Source organism: Bacillus cereus group sp. BfR-BA-01347 (genome assembly GCF_022663835.1).
Lineage (GTDB): Bacteria > Bacillota > Bacilli > Bacillales > Bacillaceae_G > Bacillus_A > Bacillus_A thuringiensis_K.
The window spans coordinates 29,567-46,717 of record NZ_JAKUGG010000003.1; the positions used below are offsets into that span (position 1 = coordinate 29,567).

Sequence of the window (17,151 nt, forward strand, 5' to 3'; positions counted from 1 at the left end):
AAATGTAAAATGTAAGATGTCTATGTGCATTTGAAAAAGTGTAGCTCCTACTTATTATGGTATCGTTTTTATATTCTTTCATAAGTAGTAGCTGAGTAAAAAGGGGTCGATTTTTTGGCACAACTTTTAGGGCAACAAGCACTGATTGCCATTGTTTCGCATTTATTGTTTATTACCATTACGTGGTGGGCCTTACAAGGCATTCACATTGAGCGTTTAATGAAGTCCGGAAAAGTGCTGCAGACGCGAGTATTACTCATCTTAATTACAATTGCAATTGGGACATCTGTAAGTAACTTTTTCCTTGATTATTTAGGCTATTCGAAGAGTTTAACGTATTTAGTAAAGTAAGTGTATAGAACCTCAAATCTCCGTTAACAATGGGGATAGGAGGGGATGAAATTGAAGCTTAAAGCCATTCTTATTGTTGCACTTAGTGTTGTTTTATTTTTGGTTGGATATAGAGAGATGAAACCGATAAGCGATGAACAGAAAATGGAGAGCATGATCAAGGCTTTAGAGAAAAATGATGCTAAAGTAGAAAAATGGTCATGGTTAGCGAGAGAAACAAAAACAATTTCTAACATACATACGTTTCAAAAGTTGTTAAACGATGTGAAGGAAAAGGCAAATATTCAAAAGTGGGAAGTAGAGCAATCTCCAGATGGATATAAAGCTACATCCTATAAAAAGCTTTCTTCTTATGAAGAACGAGTAGTAGTAACTTGGAGTAAAGAAAATACTAAAGAAAACACTTTCATTATCTTTGAAGTGAGTGGGGCGAAATGGGACCCGAAGTATGTTCAAAACATGAATAAAATTTTTAGTGAAAAACCTATAATTTACACTTGTGTTCAAGGTGTACTGAATGATAAGATTGAAGGTGTTTTGCAAAATAAAACCAATCAGGTTTTGAAAGATCTTTCAGCAAGAGCGATCGAACAAGTAGAAGAAAGAGCATTTGTGTCAGTCTCCGCATACAATAAAAAGTGGGATGACGCTCTTTCAACAAATAGAGAGAAAATAAATGTGCAAATAGCAATACGTTCTACAGACAACAAAGATACAATTGTGGTTGGCACACCGATCATAACTTCTGAGTATTGAGTGAATAGATACTGAAAAAAGGACACGGAGGGGAATAATTTGGAAAAGATCATCGTCCGTGGCGGAAAGCGGTTAAACGGCACAGTGCGTGTTGAGGGCGCAAAAAATGCTGTATTACCTATAATCGCTGCAGCCCTATTAGCGAGTGATGGAAAGAATGTACTATCTGAAGTACCAGTTTTGTCTGATGTATACACAATTAATGAGGTATTACGTCATTTAAATGCTGAAGTCGTATTTGAAAATAATCAAGTAACAATCGATTCTTCTAAAGAACTAAACATTGAAGCACCATTTGAATATGTACGTAAAATGCGTGCATCTGTTCAAGTAATGGGACCATTATTAGCACGTAACGGTCGTGCTCGTATTGCACTTCCTGGTGGATGTGCAATTGGTTCACGTCCAATTGACCAACATTTAAAAGGCTTCGAAGCAATGGGAGCAAAAGTACAGGTTGGTAACGGTTTTGTTGAGGCATATGTTGAGGGAGAACTAAAAGGAGCTAAAATCTACTTAGACTTCCCAAGCGTAGGCGCGACAGAAAACATTATGTCTGCAGCTACATTAGCAAAAGGGACAACAATTCTTGAAAACGCAGCGAAAGAACCAGAAATCGTTGACTTAGCTAACTTCTTAAATGCGATGGGAGCGAAAGTACGCGGAGCTGGAACTGGAACGATTCGTATCGAAGGCGTTGATAAATTATATGGTGCAAACCACTCTATTATTCCTGACCGTATTGAAGCGGGAACATTCATGGTTGCAGCAGCAATTACTGGTGGAGACATCTTAATTGAAAATGCTGTACCTGAACATTTACGCTCAATTACAGCGAAAATGGAAGAAATGGGTGTTAAAATTATTGAGGAAAACGAAGGTGTACGTGTTATCGGCCCAGATAAGTTAAAAGCGGTTGATATTAAAACTATGCCTCACCCAGGTTTCCCAACAGACATGCAATCACAAATGATGGCATTATTACTACAAGCTGATGGAACAAGCATGATTACAGAAACGGTATTCGAAAACCGCTTTATGCACGTTGAAGAATTCCGTCGTATGAATGCTGATATTAAAATTGAAGGTCGTTCTGTTATTATGAACGGTCCAAACAGCTTACAAGGTGCTGAAGTAGCAGCAACTGATTTACGTGCTGCAGCTGCATTAATCTTAGCTGGTTTAGTATCAGAAGGTTATACTCGTGTAACTGAGTTAAAACATCTTGACCGTGGCTATGTAAACTTCCATAAGAAATTAGCTGCATTAGGTGCAACTATTGAACGTGTAAACGAAAAAGTAGAAGAAGTGAAAGAACAAGAAGTTTCTGATCTTCACGCTTAATTGAAATAGTCTCTATGTCTTTTGACATAGGGGCTATTTTTTTGGTTATTACTGTTATAGTCAATAAATTCTATACTTATGCACGTACCAGTAAAAATATTTAGAAAATTTCTGTTTTATACTCTTCCCCTTAAGTATGTTCTAAAAGAAAGAGTTGTTCCATAAGAATGAATGGAGTAAAGCTTTTATATTGGGGGAAAATAGGATGAAATTTTCAAAGCCACTTTTTATTACAGTAGCGCTCTTAATAGCGCTCGTTATCATTGTACCTGCAGCCCTTGTTATTCCATTTGCGAAAGCAAAAGTAGGGGAAGAAACGGCCTCTAAAACTCCTCCAGCGTTAGAAAGCATACCAGCTCCAGGAAAAGTAGATACAGCTGTTCAAGTTGCTGTATATCGCGAAAAACAGAAGAAGGTAGAAACATTACCTATGGAGGAGTATGTGACAGGTGTAGTAGCTTCTGAGATGAATGCCAGTTTTGAAATAGAGGCACTAAAGGCGCAGGCATTAGCAGCGAGAACATTTGTAGTACAACGTATGCTAAGCGGAGGAAAGAAAAATAATGCGGACGTGACAGATACGGTGAAAGATCAAGTGTACAAAAGCAAAGATGAATTGAAGAAGCAATGGGGTAATAACTACGAAAATAATTTGAAGAAAATCGAAGAAGCCGTTTCGAAAACAGCAGGACAAGTTTTAACGTATGATGGAAAACCAATTTCAGCATCCTTCTTTTCAACGAGTAATGGCCGAACAGAAAATGCAGCTGACTATTGGGGAAATGATTATCCGTACTTGAAAAGTGTAGATAGTCCGTGGGATCAAGCCTCTCCAAAGTTTACGAGCGAGCAAACATTTACAGTAGCTGATTTTCAAAAACGTCTCGGTGTGAAAGTATTAGCAGACGGGAAGGTTGGAAATATTAAAGACCTTACGGAAGGAAAGCGCGTAAAGGATGTAGCTTTTCAAGGAAAAACATTAACAGGAAAAGAAGTTCGTGAAAAGTTAGATTTACGTTCTTCTGATTTCACGTGGAAACAACAAGGAGATAAAATCATCGTTACGACAAAAGGCTTCGGTCACGGCGTTGGTATGAGTCAATACGGGGCGAACGGCATGGCAGCGGAAGGAAAGAAATATACAGATATCGTCGCTCATTACTATAAAGGCGTTGAAATAAAGACGATGAATGATTATGAAGGAAAACTGATGGTGAAGAAATAGGTGTCAGAACTCTGGCACCTATTTTTTTGTTTAAAATATCATAATTTTCCATTAACTGTTTGATATAATAGGATAAAAAGGCATTTGGGGGAAATGAAATGGCGTTACTAGAGCTGAAACAGTTAGGGAAGGCGAACCAGTTACCGGAAATGGAGCTAAAGGTTGAAAAAGGACAATGTATTGTTTTGCAATGCAATAATCATACAGCTAAAGTGTTACACCGCATTATTATTGGTGAAGAAGAAGCTTCAACTGGCAACGTACTGTTTGAAGGGGAAGCAATTGGAAAGAAAAATTATTCCCGCATAGGCTTTTGTTTTTTGAAGGATGAAGCATATGATCGTTTGAAGGTGAAGGAATACTTTAAGTTTTTAATAGGGCTTTATGAATCAAAGATAAGTATAGAAGAAGTTGTGCAGTCTGTTGGTCTCCTAGATAAGCTAAACGTTAAAATAGAAAAACTATCATTTTCAGAGAAGCGTCGTCTTCATATTGGACGAATGATGATTCATAATCCGGATTTAATCATTTTGGAAGAACCGGAGCAAAATGTAGATATAGAGAGTACGGTTATTATTCGAAAAGCAATTATGAAAATGAAAGAACAAGGAAAGGCAATATTTATTACGTCATCATTCCTATCGGATGCCCTTTCTTTAACAGAAGATGTATACATATTAAACAATGATGGTGTGAAAAAAGTAGAAATCGAACAAGAAGAAGTGGAAGAGGTGGATGAAGAAAAGGTTGTTCAAATAATTCCGCAAATGAAGTTAGAAAGAATACCTGCGAAAGTGAACGATAAAATCATTTTACTTGATCCGATGGAAATCCATTTCATTGAAACACAAAACGGAGTAACACATATTCACGTTCGTGAAGGAGATTTCGTATGCGCTTTAACATTAGGTGAACTAGAAGCAAGGTTAACAGGTTTTGGTTTCTTTAGATGTCATCGCTCGTACCTTGTAAATTTACAAAGAGTACGAGAAGTGATTACGTGGACTCGTAATAGTTTCAGTTTAATTTTGGATGACGAAAGAAAAAGTTCAATCCCGCTTTCAAAAGGACGAATGGATGAATTAAAAGGTGTTATTGGACTATAAAAGTGCTCCAATAAGCTCAACATGCGATTCATTCACCGGTAAAAATACTCCTTTTACCGGTATTTTAATGCGCTTATCCTTTGTTTTTCATATGATTGAGTCAAGAAAAGCGAAACAAACGAACGAAAAGCGCTAAAGCGACTTTCATCTATAAAGAAGAAAAACAAAGGGGATGAAGAAATGACATTGGCAATTGAAATGAAAGATGTAATGAAAAGTTTCAACGAAAAAACGGCACTTCGAAATGTAAATATTGAGGTGAAGCAAGGAGAGATATTCGGATTCCTTGGACCGAGTGGATCTGGTAAGACGACAATAGTAAAAATTTTAACTTCTCAATTGCTTCATAGTGTTGGAACGGTAAGAGTATTAGGGAAAGATATTACAGGACCAAGTAGCATCGATTACAAACGAATTGGTATTTTAACAGATAACAGCGGCTTATATGAAAGACTTAGCATTTATGATAACTTACTATTATTTTGTGACTTATACGATTGCAAAAAAGAACGAATCGATGAAGTACTAGCACAAGTGAATTTATTAGATGATAAAAAAACACCAGTAAAAAAATTATCAAAGGGAATGAAGCAACGCGTCACACTAGCGAGAGCAATCCTTCATAAACCAGATATCCTCTTCTTAGACGAACCAACATCTGCACTTGATCCAGTAAACGTACAAAATATTCATAAAATCTTAAAAGACTTAAATAAAGAAGGAACGACGATTTTCTTAACGACTCACAACATGGACGAAGCAGAAACGCTTTGTAACCGCATTGCCTTCCTGTGTGGCGGAGAGATTGTAGCACTTGATACACCGGAGAACCTTCGCTTACAATACGCGAAAGATCAAATACAAGTCGTGTTAAAGGATAAGAAGAAAGAAACGGTACAAAAAGATGAATTAGGTGCAAAACGTATTTCAGAATGGATGAACAAAGGAGAATTACTATCCATTCATTCACACGAACCAACTTTAGGCGATATCTTTATTGAAGTTACTGGGAGGGGATTATAATGACATTTTCAATGAGACGTGTATCAGCTATTTTTAGAAAAGAAGTACAAGATTTTAAGACAAATTCACAAGTGTTGTTAATGGCATTTTTACCAATTATACTTTCATTTTTGTTTAGCAGATTTGGAGCGGGAAAGGAAATGTTAGGCATTACTACTATAACGGCCTTCCTATTTGTCGCAGGCTTTGTTCAATCTATGGTAATTGCAGAAGAAAAAGAAAAACATACATTGCGTGTATTAATGCTATCACCGGCATCTTCGGTTGAAGTTCTACTTGGAAAAAGTATATTAACAGTATGTTTGACATTGGGCATTTGTATTGTGAACTTATTTATTTTGGATCAATTTAGTGGAAATCTATTATTGCTAGGATTTATTTTCTTATGTGGAACAATTCTATTTATTGTGATTGGAACAATGATTGGATTGTTAGCTGCATCTGTACCACAAACATCAATAATTGGAATGCCGATATTAATGACGATGTATTTGGCTGTACAGTTTGAGCCGATGGTTGAAAATAAAGTAATTAAGACGATGATTGGATATCTTCCAACATCTCATATTGTGAAAGCACTTAACAGTTTAGTAGGTGGGGCGGGATTTAGTAGTATTAGTGGGCATGTATTAAATGTTGCAGTTTGGCTTATTATATCGCTCTTTGTATGTTTAATCGTATATAAAAAGAAACAATTAGATTAAAAACTGAGCCAAAAGTGCTCAGTTTTTTCTTTTTTCTATCATTTCCTCGGAAATTTTACAGTTCTTATACATATTTTTACAGATTTTGTCGAAAAGTAATTAGTTATACGTTGTATAGGATACGTGAATATTGTTCAAAATGATTGCTGAGGTGATGATGGAATGCGAGGAAGAAATAATAAAAAGTCGCAAAAGGTAGTACATTTATTTCAAAAAAGATGGGTGTTTCCGGCACTATACATTGCTTGTGCAGCGGTAATCTTAATGGTTGCGCTATGGTTCCAAGGAGCTAATCCGAAGAAGACTCCAAACCACGATCAAGCAACACCGTATACACAATCGGAAGATCCAGCAGTACCAGTAACAAAATCTTCAGAAGTAGTGAAAATGCCAGCTGCCGCGAATGCGGAAGTAGTCGTACAGAAGAAATTCTATGAAGATGCAGCAACTGAGGCGGAACAAGAAAAAGCACTTGTCTTTTATAACAACACATATTCCCCAAACAAAGGAATTGACATTGCTGCGAAGAATGGAAAAGAATTCAATGTTGCTGCTGCTTTAAGTGGTACAGTAACGAAAGCTGAAAAAGATTCACTTCTTGGTTATGTTGTAACAGTTGATAGTGGAAATGGTGTAGCGGTATCTTATCAAAGCTTAGGCAGTGTGAAAGTAGAAAAAGGTGCAAGAGTTGCACAAGGTGAAGTATTAGGAACATCCGGTCTAAGTGCAATGAATAAAGAGGCAGGTTCTCACGTTCACTTTGAAGTACGTAAAGACAATGTGGCTGTGAACCCTGAACGTTACTTAAATAAATCAGTAACAGAAATTAAAGCTGATGCAGGTGCTGCAAAGGCAACGAACGCTTCTGGTAAAAAAGCTGATGACAAATCTCAAAAAGAAGAAAAGTCAACGAGCACGAAACCAGAAAGTAAAACAGAAGACAAATCTCAAAAAGAAGAGAAATCAACAAGCGGTTCAACTAGTGACAAAAAAGAAGAACCGAAGAAAGAAGAAAAATCAACAAATGGTTCTACAGAATCATCTAACGATTCTTCTTCACAAGAATAAGAAAGTGAAAAAATCAGTTCCCACTAGGGGAGCTGATTTTTTTATTTCCATATAAAAATACTCAATTTCGAGAAAAAAGTTGCAATAACAAGGAAAAATGACGAGATTCTCGAATATATATTACAAAAGGGAGGGGATACTGTGTCATTTTTATTTGTTCTGTCGACTGCTATTATTTTATTGTTTGTTTTATTCACTTTATATTATTATATTGCCGGTAAGAAAGAGGTTCCCCACCATCAATTATTAGAAGAAGAGTTTGAAAGAGAAGAATGATGCCTTATATATAAGGTGTCATTTTTTTTCGCCAAAATAGTCACTGTTAACGTATTTCTCACAAAAAAATGTAATTTTTCTTAACTTAGTCCGCAAAAATAGTGAACATGTAGCATATATCAGTAGTGCGGGCAATACAATGGTATAAACCAAAGCAAAGAGAGTGTTTGAGGTGAGAAATCGTGAATCATTTCATTATAAATCCAAGAATGTTTAACGCTTACAAACAGCACTCACACTTACTTCTTAGTCGTATGCAGCGAGGCTCATTTCACCCTTCTCACATCCAAATTAGGGAGGCGAGTGGTGTGCACGATTACATCAAAGAGAGAACTATCAAGATTGGTAAGTATATCGTGGAGACAAGAAAGACAGTGCGTGTCATTGCAAAGGAATTTGGGGTATCAAAGAGTACAGTCCATAAAGATTTAACAGAACGTCTACCAGAAATTAATCCAGAGCTCGCAAATGAAGTGAAAGAAATTCTTGATTATCATAAGTCTATTCGTCATTTAAGAGGGGGAGAAGCAACAAAACAAAAGTATAGAAAAGAAGATGTAGAGAAGCCTGTACGTCAATAATGTTACAGTAGCAAACATTCCGTTCACATTCGGTAATATTTTTCAGAAGAATTCTTTTTGCGAATATTACGTTTCTGTTAAATTTATGATAAAATCAGAAATTAGGTGAAAAGAATTCGGGTGTAACCTGATTTTGAATATCGAGGAGGAAAAAACGGGAATGTTTGCGCGAGATATCGGAATTGACCTAGGTACGGCTAACGTATTAATTCATGTTAAAGGTAAGGGTATTGTATTAAATGAGCCATCTGTTGTGGCAATTGATCGTAATAGTGGTAAAGTATTAGCAGTCGGTGAAGAAGCGAGAAGTATGGTGGGACGTACGCCTGGTAATATTGTAGCAATTCGTCCGCTTAAAGATGGTGTAATCGCAGATTTCGAAATTACAGAAGCAATGTTAAAGTATTTCATTAACAAATTGGACGTAAAGAGCTTCTTTTCAAAACCTCGTATTTTAATTTGTTGTCCAACAAATATTACATCAGTAGAACAAAAAGCAATTCGTGAAGCTGCTGAACGTTCAGGTGGTAAAACAGTATTTTTAGAAGAAGAACCAAAAGTAGCCGCAGTTGGTGCTGGTATGGAAATCTTCCAACCAAGCGGTAACATGGTTGTTGATATTGGTGGAGGTACAACAGATATCGCTGTACTATCTATGGGTGATATTGTTACCTCTTCCTCTATCAAAATGGCTGGCGATAAGTTTGATATGGAGATCTTAAACTATATTAAACGTAAGTATAAGCTATTAATTGGAGAACGTACTTCAGAAGATATTAAAATTAAAGTTGGTACAGTATTCCCAGGTGCACGTAGCGAAGAGCTTGAAATTCGCGGACGTGACATGGTAACAGGCTTACCACGTACAATTACAGTATGCTCTGAAGAAATTACAGAAGCATTAAAAGAAAATGCAGCTGTTATTGTACAAGCTGCAAAAGGCGTATTAGAGCGCACACCACCAGAATTATCTGCAGATATCATCGACCGCGGTGTTATTCTAACAGGCGGTGGAGCTTTACTACACGGTATTGACATGCTTCTAGCAGAAGAACTAAAAGTACCGGTATTAATTGCTGAAAACCCAATGCACTGCGTTGCGGTTGGTACAGGTATTATGTTAGAGAATATCGACAGATTACCAAAGCGTGCTTTGAGATAATTTGAAAGAACTAAGGCTAATGCCTTAGTTCTTTTTTCGTTTTTATATTTTTTTATTTTGTTTTTTTGCGAAAATGGAAGGAAAATAGAGAAATATGAAGGAAACAGGTAAAATATTCATATATATGGTTAAATTTAATATTTCCTTATTTGAAAACGTTTATAATATAATGAGTCGAATACGACATTAAGGCAAATAATGTTTCAATACATATTGCCTTTCCCTAATTTGGGCATACACTCTTTTCTACCTCCGTGTCAGTTGCAAAAATGTGCAACTATTTTAATGGAATAGAGTGTGTGCATTTTTTTTTAGGAAGTTGTGCTAAATATAAAATGTTACTTTGTAATGACAAACAATAAACAAAATGGGATAATAGCAATATGTCCAAGTGGTAAGACCAATATTACGAAAGGGGCGATTGTTACATGCTAAATATAGAACAAATTAAAGAAATCATTCCTCACCGCTATCCATTTTTACTTGTTGATAAAATATTAGAAGTAGATGAAGGCAAAAGAGCGGTTGGGATTAAAAATGTATCCGCAAACGAAGAATTCTTTAACGGACACTTCCCTGACTATGCAGTTATGCCTGGTGTACTTATTGTAGAAGCATTAGCACAAGTCGGAGCAGTTGCAGTATTAAAGAAAGAAGAAAACCGCGGAAGACTTGCTTTCTTTGCAGGTATCGACAATTGCCGTTTCAAAAAACAAGTACGCCCAGGTGATCAGCTTCGTCTAGAAGTAGAAATGACACGCGTACGCGGCCCAATTGGAAAAGGAAAAGCAATCGCAACAGTAGATGGTGAAGTTGCATGTGAGGCAGAAATTACATTTGCGATTGGTGATAAAAAAGAATAGATAGTACTAAAAAATCTCCTTGTGAAAAGACAAGGGGATTTTTTAATTTCTGCTATATAACGATGAAACGATAATATACAAACTAATCAGAAAATATCTTGTAAATAGATGGTAATTACCATATACTTACTTTATTATTTATCTAGAAAATAGGATAAGTGATAAAGGTAATAAAGAAATAAGGGCATTGTCATATTGTTAAGGTACTTAAATAAGACAAAGTAGAAGGTTATTGATTATGATGAAATGTGGGGAACTCAGCAAGAATATTAATTAGACGTATGAAATCGAGCATAAGAGAGAAAAGGGAAATGTCGCATTTCACAAAAGGAGATTATGAATATGTTCGGGAGAAAGAAAAGAAAACCATTACGACAATTAATTACACATAAAGAGCCTAAATCGCGTATTACAGAACAATACCGCAACATTCGCACAAACATTGAGTTTACATCTATAGATAATCATGTTCGTTCTATTATTGTTACTTCAGCCGATCCAGGTGATGGGAAAACAACAACAATCGCAAACTTAGCAGTTGTTTTCGGACAACAAGGAAAGAAAGTTTTATTAATTGGAGCTGATTTGCGTAAGCCGACGATACAAAACTTATTTGCCATTCATAATTCAAATGGGTTAACGAACTTATTATCAGGACAAGCAAAACTTATGCAATGCATTCAAAAAACAGATATAGAGAACGTATACTTAATGGCAGCAGGTCCAATCCCGCCAAACCCAGCAGAACTATTAGGGAGCCGGACAATGGACGAAGTGTTGCTAGAAGCATATAACATGTTTGATATTATATTAATCGACACACCACCTGTCCTTGCGGTTACGGATGCACAAATACTTGCGAATAAATGTGATGGAATCGTACTCGTTGTACGAAGTGAAAAGACAGAAAAAGATAAAATCGTAAAAGCGAAACAAATATTAGATAAAGCATCAGGAAAACTACTAGGTGTTGTTTTGAATGATAAAAGAGAAGAAAAAGAGCAGTATGGTTATTACTAAAATATGAAAAAGCCAACAAAAAAATGTTGGCTTTTTTGTTTTCTGAAAATTATTTATCAAGTTATACAATGTAAAAAGCATGATATGATAAAATTTTTGGGAAATCATTGGAATGTGTTGTCATATTTAAGATTATTTTGTAAGATTAAACTTGTTTCGTGTGAACAAATATAGAACTGAATTATTAAAAATAAAAAATGTAAGATTTATATGTTATAATTTTTCCTATGTGTAAATTTTAGAAAGTTGGAGGAACTTATGGAAGAAACAATTAGTCTAAAAGATTTATTTCATATCTTAAAAAAACGTTTAGCAATGATCCTCGTAATTGCCTTTGGTGCAGCTATTGTAAGTGCTATCGTTAGCTTTTTCTTTATGACACCAATCTATCAATCTTCGACGCAAATTCTTGTTAACCAGAAGAAGCAAGAGGGTTCTTCAATTCAATTAGGGGAAATACAATCAAATATTCAATTAACGAATACATATAAGGTTATTATTAAAAGTCCAGTAATCTTAGATCAAGTAAATGAAAAATTAAATTTAAATATGACAGCGCAAGCTTTAACAGGAAAGATTAATGTTGCGAATGAAAAAGATTCACAAGTAATCTCTTTAACAGTTGAAGATAAGGATCCAAAGCTAGCCCGTGATATTGCAAATGCAACTGCAGATGTATTTAAAGGTGAAGTTGCAAAAATTATGAGCGTTGATAACGTAACAGTATTATCTAAAGCAGAAGTTGCAGAAAATCAATCTCCAATTAAACCGCGTCCAATGTTAAATGTGGCAATTGCTTTCGTTGTTGGTTTAATGGCTTCAGTTGGTCTTGCGTTCTTACTAGAATATTTAGATAACACAGTGAAAAAAGAAGAAGATGTAGAAAACTTACTTGGGTTACCAGTATTAGGGATTGTAGCTCGTATGGATGAAGAAACAATGAACGTGAAATCGCACGCTCCATCATCAAGAAAAGTGAGGGGACAAACAATTGGCTCTTAATTTATTTAAAAAGAAAAAGAATCATCGTCAACGCCGTCAATTAATTGCTCATCAACAACCGAAATCACCAATTTCAGAACAATATCGTAATATTCGAACGAATATTGAATTTGCAGCTGTTGATACGAATTTACATTCATTAATGGTCACGTCTGCAAACCCGAGTGAAGGGAAAACGACAACGACAGCGAATATGGCAGTTGTGTTTGCTCAACAAGGAAAAAAAGTATTATTAATTGATGCAGATATGCGTAAACCAGCAATGCATCAAATGTTCCAAGTAGACAACATTTTTGGACTTACGAATGTACTAACACATAGTGAACGTTTAGAAAAATGTGTACAGACGACATCTGTAGACAATCTACACTTTTTAGCTTGTGGTCCGATCCCACCAAACCCGGCCGAATTGTTAGGCTCAAAATCAATGAAAGAACTTCTTGGACAAGCATACAGTATGTACGATTTAGTTATTTTTGATATGCCGCCAATTTTAGCTGTAACGGATGCGCAAATTATGGCAAATGTATGTGATGCTTCTATTCTTGTTGTTCGTAGTGAATCAACAGAGAAAGAAACAGCGGTAAAAGCAAAAGGATTGTTAGAATCGGCTAAAGGTAAATTGTTGGGTGTTGTTCTGAATGATCGTGAACGTGAAGAAGGCTTATATTATTACTACGGTGCAAACTAATTTTAAAGTGAGATATGGTAAAAACATATCTCCTTTTTTCCCTTGAATATGAGCAATATCTCATATTCAAGGGAAAAAAGATCTTTATAGGAGAGAGGGAGGATGAAACAAATGATAGATTTACATTGTCACATTTTACCTGGTATCGATGACGGTGCACAGACAGTAACAGATAGTTTAGCAATGGCACAACAAGCCGTGTCAGAAGGAATACATACTATTGTCGCAACACCACATCATCAAAATGGTAAATATATAAATGAACGTACCTCAATTATTCATCACGTAAAACAACTAAATGATGAACTACAACAACATAATATTCCACTTACTATTTTACCTGGGCAAGAGGTCAGGTTATATGGCGATTTATTAGAAGACTATGAAGCTGATAAAATCGTTACTTTAAATGAAACAAATAAATATATATTCATTGAATTTCCATCGAATCACGTACCACGTTATGCCGAACAATTATTATACGAATTACGTGTAAAAGGAATGATTCCAATTATCGTTCATCCAGAACGTAATGCCGAGTTAATCGAGCGGCCAGATAAGTTATATAACCTTGTAAATAAAGGTGCATTAACACAAGTGACAGCAGGGAGTTTGCTTGGGAAATTCGGTAAAAAAATTAAAAAGTTTTCACTTCAACTTGTAGAACATAATTTAACGCATATGGTCGCTTCAGATGCACATAACACGACATCGAGAGGATTTCATTTAGCGGAAAGCTATGAACTAATTGAGAAAGAATTCGGAATGAATGTTATGAGTGATTTGAAAGAAAATCCGTACTTATTAATTAGCGGGAAGGCAATTTATAAAGAAGATCCAGAACAAATTCGTCGTAAAAAATTGTTTGGTATTTTTTAAATAAAGAATTGGTGATGTCTCCTAACCGTTATCAATGGGGGCACTCGGTCGTGCTGTGGGTAGAAAATTTATTTTCGAACCTACCTTAGACGCTTGTCGTCGGGAGTATGACGTGAGGATGGGTTAGATGCCCATAATTTATTTCTAATAGAAACTCTACCTATAGAGTTATAAAAATAACTTTATAGGTAGGGTTTTTGTTATTGTTACATATAGATAAAAGGATGTAAGGGGGAATATAATTGAAAAAAGTAAGAAAGGCGATAATCCCAGCTGCTGGTCTTGGGACAAGATTTTTACCAGCGACAAAAGCGATGCCGAAAGAAATGTTACCAATTGTCGATAAACCGACGATTCAATACATAGTAGAAGAAGCGATAGAATCAGGAATTGAAGATATTATTATTGTTACTGGAAAAGGTAAACGTGCCATTGAAGATCATTTTGATCATTCTTTCGAATTAGAACAAAGCCTTTTAGAAAAAGGGAAGCATGAGATGCTAGAAAAAGTACAAGCTTCTTCAAAAATTAATATTCATTACATAAGACAAAAGGAACCAAAAGGGCTGGGACACGCAGTATGGTGTGCACGTAAATTTATTGGAAATGAACCATTTGCAGTATTACTTGGTGATGATATTGTGCAAGCAAAAACACCATGTTTACGTCAATTAATGGATCAATATGAAGGTACACAGTCGTCAGTTATTGGTGTACAAACAGTGCCTGAAAACGAAACACATCGCTATGGTATTATCGATCCGATTGAACAAAGCGATCGCCGTTATCAAGTACGTCAATTTGTGGAGAAGCCAGCTCAAGGAACTGCACCATCAAATTTAGCAATTATGGGACGCTACGTATTAACACCAGAAATCTTTATGTTTCTTGAAAATCAACAAACAGGTGCTGGTGGGGAAATTCAGTTAACAGATGCGATTCAACGTTTAAATGAAATTCAGAGAGTGTTTGCTTATGATTTTGAAGGAACACGTTATGATGTGGGAGAAAAACTTGGATTTATTAAAACAACCATTGAAGTAGCATTACAGCAGACTGAATTGAAAGAAGAGTTAATAGATTATATACGTGCACTCGCAATGAAGGAAAGTGTACATGTATAAATGTGAGGTGAGAAGGATTGGATCTGGCAAAAGTCTCGAGTAGAGATGTAGCAAAAGAAAAAAATGAAGAAATTGATTTCGAAAAGGTAAATAGCCGTAAAGTATATTTAGTATCTAAGCGTTGTATGGATTTTATTGGGGCATTATGTGGATTAATAGTATTATCGCCAATTTTTATTGTTATAGCATTTTTAATTAAATATGAAGATTCAAAAGGCCCTGTGTTTTTTAAGCAAGTTCGTGTTGGCAAAAACGGAAAAGAATTTTATATGTACAAGTTTCGTTCAATGGTAACAGATGCGGAAGAAAAATTACAAGATTTATTAAAATATAATGAAGTGTCTGGTGCAATGTTTAAAATGAAGGAAGATCCTCGTGTCACAAGAATCGGTAAATTTATACGAAAAACAAGTCTTGATGAGTTACCACAACTATTAAATGTATTAAAAGGTGAAATGAGTCTAGTTGGTCCACGTCCACCACTTCCAAGAGAAGTGGAGGAATATACACAGTATGATAAACAAAGATTATTTGTTACTCCTGGATGTGCAGGATTGTGGCAGGTAACTGAGAGAAATAGTGTAGGTTTTAAAGAAATGGTAGAGTTAGATTTAGAATATATTAATAAGAGAAGCCTATCCTATGATTTGAAGATTATTTTGAAAACAATTCAAATTATGATTAGGTCTAATGGTGCATCTTAGTAGTTAATGACAGAAAAGAGGTCAAAGAAAATGGATAAAAAGATATGTGTAATGGGATTGGGATATATTGGTTTACCTACTGCAAGTTTACTAGCAACAAAAGGATTTCAAGTGCATGGTGTTGATGTAAATAAAAATGCAGTTGAAATGATTAATAGTGGAAAAGTACATATTTATGAACCAGATTTAGATATTTTAGTTAAAGCAGCGGTACAAAGTGGGAAATTAAAAGCTTCATTACAGCCTGAAGAAGCAGATATTTTCATTTTGGCAGTGCCGACACCATTTAAAGATGGTCATAAACCAGATTTAGCATATGTAGAGGCCGCTGCAAAAACAATTGCTCCTGTTATAAAAAATGGAGATATTATTATTCTTGAATCAACAAGTCCAATCGGCACAACCGAAAAAGTTGCAGAATGGATTTTAGAGGAGCGTTCGGACTTAACAACTTCTGAAGAGATGCATAGTGATAAAGGAAGAGTTTATGTGGCTCATTGCCCAGAACGTGTATTACCAGGGCATATTTTAAAGGAACTAGTAGAAAACGATCGTATTATTGGTGGGTTGGATAAAGAATCTACCAAACGTACGGTTGAATTTTATAAACAATTTGTAAAAGGGAAAATTTTAGATACGAATGCTAGAACAGCAGAAATGGCGAAATTGACTGAGAATTCATTCCGTGATGTAAATATTGCTTTTGCAAACGAGCTATCCTTAATATGTGACAAGTTAAATATTAATGTTTGGGAATTAATTCGTTTAGCAAATCGTCACCCTCGTGTGAATATTTTACAGCCTGGCCCAGGTGTAGGGGGACATTGTATTGCTGTAGATCCTTGGTTTATTGTAGATGCTGCGCCGGAAGAAGCTAAACTTATACATACTGCGAGAAATGTTAATGATTATAAACCAATGTATGTAGTTGAAAAAGTAAAAGAGAAAGCAGATAGATTTAAAAATCCAGTCATTGCTTGTTTGGGATTAGCGTTTAAAGCAAATATTGATGACTTACGTGAAAGTCCAGCGTTAGAAATTGTGAAAAAATTAGCGGGGCTAAATATTGGTAAGGTAATTGCTGTTGAACCACACGTAAATGAATTACCGAAATCCTTGAAAGATGAGAATATTTCACTTCTTACAATTGAGGATGCTGTAATGCAGTCAGATATTATTTTAGTATTAGTGGATCATGAAATTTTTGGTTCAATTGACTTCGATCAATTAAAGGAAAAAGTTGTAATCGATACAAAAGGATTTATTAAATAA

At 35.4% G+C, this 17,151-nt stretch carries 19 protein-coding genes; all 19 read left to right on the plus strand.

What is annotated here, in order from left to right; genetic code table 11:
* The first annotated feature begins 114 nt into the window (after positions 1–114).
* The 19 genes from MR143_RS06205 (at position 115) to wecC (ending at position 17,151) form a co-directional block, all read left to right on the plus strand.
* A complete protein-coding gene (locus tag MR143_RS06205; protein ID WP_000057889.1) occupies positions 115–351 on the plus strand; it encodes a DUF1146 family protein in 237 nt (78 codons plus the stop codon).
* Positions 352–402: 51 nt separating this feature from the next.
* Positions 403–1,107, plus strand: coding sequence for a YwmB family TATA-box binding protein (locus MR143_RS06210; RefSeq protein ID WP_000767916.1), 705 nt, complete (start codon positions 403–405; stop codon positions 1,105–1,107).
* Positions 1,108–1,146: 39 nt separating this feature from the next.
* Positions 1,147–2,451: a UDP-N-acetylglucosamine 1-carboxyvinyltransferase gene (murA, locus tag MR143_RS06215; protein WP_000411274.1), complete on the plus strand. Its 1,305-nt coding sequence runs from the start codon at positions 1,147–1,149 to the stop codon at positions 2,449–2,451.
* A gap of 205 nt (positions 2,452–2,656) precedes the next feature.
* On the plus strand, positions 2,657–3,676 hold the full coding sequence (gene spoIID, locus MR143_RS06220) for a stage II sporulation protein D (protein WP_242280634.1): 1,020 nt from the start codon (positions 2,657–2,659) through the stop codon (positions 3,674–3,676).
* A gap of 98 nt (positions 3,677–3,774) precedes the next feature.
* Complete coding sequence (locus tag MR143_RS06225) at positions 3,775–4,782, plus strand: LytTR family transcriptional regulator DNA-binding domain-containing protein (RefSeq protein WP_242280635.1); 1,008 nt, start codon at positions 3,775–3,777, stop codon at positions 4,780–4,782.
* A gap of 180 nt (positions 4,783–4,962) precedes the next feature.
* The gene (locus tag MR143_RS06230) at positions 4,963–5,805 is read left to right on the plus strand and encodes an ABC transporter ATP-binding protein (RefSeq protein ID WP_242280636.1); all 843 of its coding nucleotides are present in this window, start codon (positions 4,963–4,965) and stop codon (positions 5,803–5,805) included.
* Positions 5,805–6,509, plus strand: coding sequence for an ABC transporter permease (locus tag MR143_RS06235; protein WP_086408408.1), 705 nt, complete (start codon positions 5,805–5,807; stop codon positions 6,507–6,509). The genes MR143_RS06230 and MR143_RS06235 overlap by 1 nt, the downstream gene beginning before the upstream one ends.
* 162 nt (positions 6,510–6,671) lie before the next feature.
* Complete coding sequence (locus MR143_RS06240) at positions 6,672–7,577, plus strand: stage II sporulation protein SpoIIQ (RefSeq protein WP_001214926.1); 906 nt, start codon at positions 6,672–6,674, stop codon at positions 7,575–7,577.
* Positions 7,578–7,718: 141 nt separating this feature from the next.
* On the plus strand, positions 7,719–7,853 hold the full coding sequence (locus MR143_RS06245; RefSeq protein ID WP_000008901.1) for a hypothetical protein: 135 nt from the start codon (positions 7,719–7,721) through the stop codon (positions 7,851–7,853).
* A gap of 308 nt (positions 7,854–8,161) precedes the next feature.
* Complete coding sequence (gene spoIIID, locus MR143_RS06250; protein ID WP_000544012.1) at positions 8,162–8,434, plus strand: sporulation transcriptional regulator SpoIIID; 273 nt, start codon at positions 8,162–8,164, stop codon at positions 8,432–8,434.
* 160 nt (positions 8,435–8,594) lie between these two features.
* On the plus strand, positions 8,595–9,596 hold the full coding sequence (gene mreB, locus MR143_RS06255) for a rod shape-determining protein (RefSeq protein ID WP_000457978.1): 1,002 nt from the start codon (positions 8,595–8,597) through the stop codon (positions 9,594–9,596).
* A 428-nt stretch (positions 9,597–10,024) separates the two neighbouring features.
* On the plus strand, positions 10,025–10,459 hold the full coding sequence (fabZ, locus tag MR143_RS06260) for a 3-hydroxyacyl-ACP dehydratase FabZ (protein ID WP_000931959.1): 435 nt from the start codon (positions 10,025–10,027) through the stop codon (positions 10,457–10,459).
* 342 nt (positions 10,460–10,801) lie between these two features.
* Positions 10,802–11,479, plus strand: coding sequence for a CpsD/CapB family tyrosine-protein kinase (locus MR143_RS06265; protein WP_242280637.1), 678 nt, complete (start codon positions 10,802–10,804; stop codon positions 11,477–11,479).
* Positions 11,480–11,737: 258 nt separating this feature from the next.
* Positions 11,738–12,481 (plus strand): YveK family protein, encoded by a 744-nt coding sequence (locus tag MR143_RS06270; protein ID WP_000393110.1) that lies wholly within the window; start codon positions 11,738–11,740, stop codon positions 12,479–12,481.
* A complete protein-coding gene (locus MR143_RS06275; RefSeq protein WP_001207164.1) occupies positions 12,471–13,172 on the plus strand; it encodes a CpsD/CapB family tyrosine-protein kinase in 702 nt (233 codons plus the stop codon). Before MR143_RS06270 ends, MR143_RS06275 begins: the two co-directional genes overlap by 11 nt.
* 111 nt (positions 13,173–13,283) lie before the next feature.
* Positions 13,284–14,051, plus strand: coding sequence for a tyrosine-protein phosphatase (locus tag MR143_RS06280; protein ID WP_002097926.1), 768 nt, complete (start codon positions 13,284–13,286; stop codon positions 14,049–14,051).
* 242 nt (positions 14,052–14,293) lie between these two features.
* Positions 14,294–15,175, plus strand: coding sequence for a UTP--glucose-1-phosphate uridylyltransferase BpsC (bpsC, locus tag MR143_RS06285; protein ID WP_050822177.1), 882 nt, complete (start codon positions 14,294–14,296; stop codon positions 15,173–15,175).
* A gap of 17 nt (positions 15,176–15,192) precedes the next feature.
* Positions 15,193–15,879 (plus strand): sugar transferase, encoded by a 687-nt coding sequence (locus MR143_RS06290; RefSeq protein ID WP_000362293.1) that lies wholly within the window; start codon positions 15,193–15,195, stop codon positions 15,877–15,879.
* 30 nt (positions 15,880–15,909) lie between these two features.
* Positions 15,910–17,151 carry a UDP-N-acetyl-D-mannosamine dehydrogenase gene (gene wecC, locus MR143_RS06295; RefSeq protein ID WP_000358344.1) on the plus strand — a complete coding sequence of 414 codons (1,242 nt, stop codon included), beginning with the start codon at positions 15,910–15,912 and terminating at the stop codon, positions 17,149–17,151.

Bases quoted from the DNA above. Each gene is read 5' to 3' on its own strand.
- mreB (WP_000457978.1), top strand. From the start codon at position 8,595: ATGTTTGCGCGAGATATCGGAATTGACCTAGGTACGGCTAACGTATTA.
- MR143_RS06270 (WP_000393110.1), top strand. From the start codon at position 11,738: ATGGAAGAAACAATTAGTCTAAAAGATTTATTTCATATCTTAAAAAAA.
- spoIID (WP_242280634.1), top strand. From the start codon at position 2,657: ATGAAATTTTCAAAGCCACTTTTTATTACAGTAGCGCTCTTAATAGCG.
- MR143_RS06235 (WP_086408408.1), top strand. From the start codon at position 5,805: ATGACATTTTCAATGAGACGTGTATCAGCTATTTTTAGAAAAGAAGTA.
- fabZ (WP_000931959.1), top strand. From the start codon at position 10,025: ATGCTAAATATAGAACAAATTAAAGAAATCATTCCTCACCGCTATCCA.
- MR143_RS06280 (WP_002097926.1), top strand. From the start codon at position 13,284: ATGATAGATTTACATTGTCACATTTTACCTGGTATCGATGACGGTGCA.
- wecC (WP_000358344.1), top strand. From the start codon at position 15,910: ATGGATAAAAAGATATGTGTAATGGGATTGGGATATATTGGTTTACCT.
- MR143_RS06240 (WP_001214926.1), top strand. From the start codon at position 6,672: ATGCGAGGAAGAAATAATAAAAAGTCGCAAAAGGTAGTACATTTATTT.
- MR143_RS06265 (WP_242280637.1), top strand. From the start codon at position 10,802: ATGTTCGGGAGAAAGAAAAGAAAACCATTACGACAATTAATTACACAT.
- MR143_RS06230 (WP_242280636.1), top strand. From the start codon at position 4,963: ATGACATTGGCAATTGAAATGAAAGATGTAATGAAAAGTTTCAACGAA.
- MR143_RS06225 (WP_242280635.1), top strand. From the start codon at position 3,775: ATGGCGTTACTAGAGCTGAAACAGTTAGGGAAGGCGAACCAGTTACCG.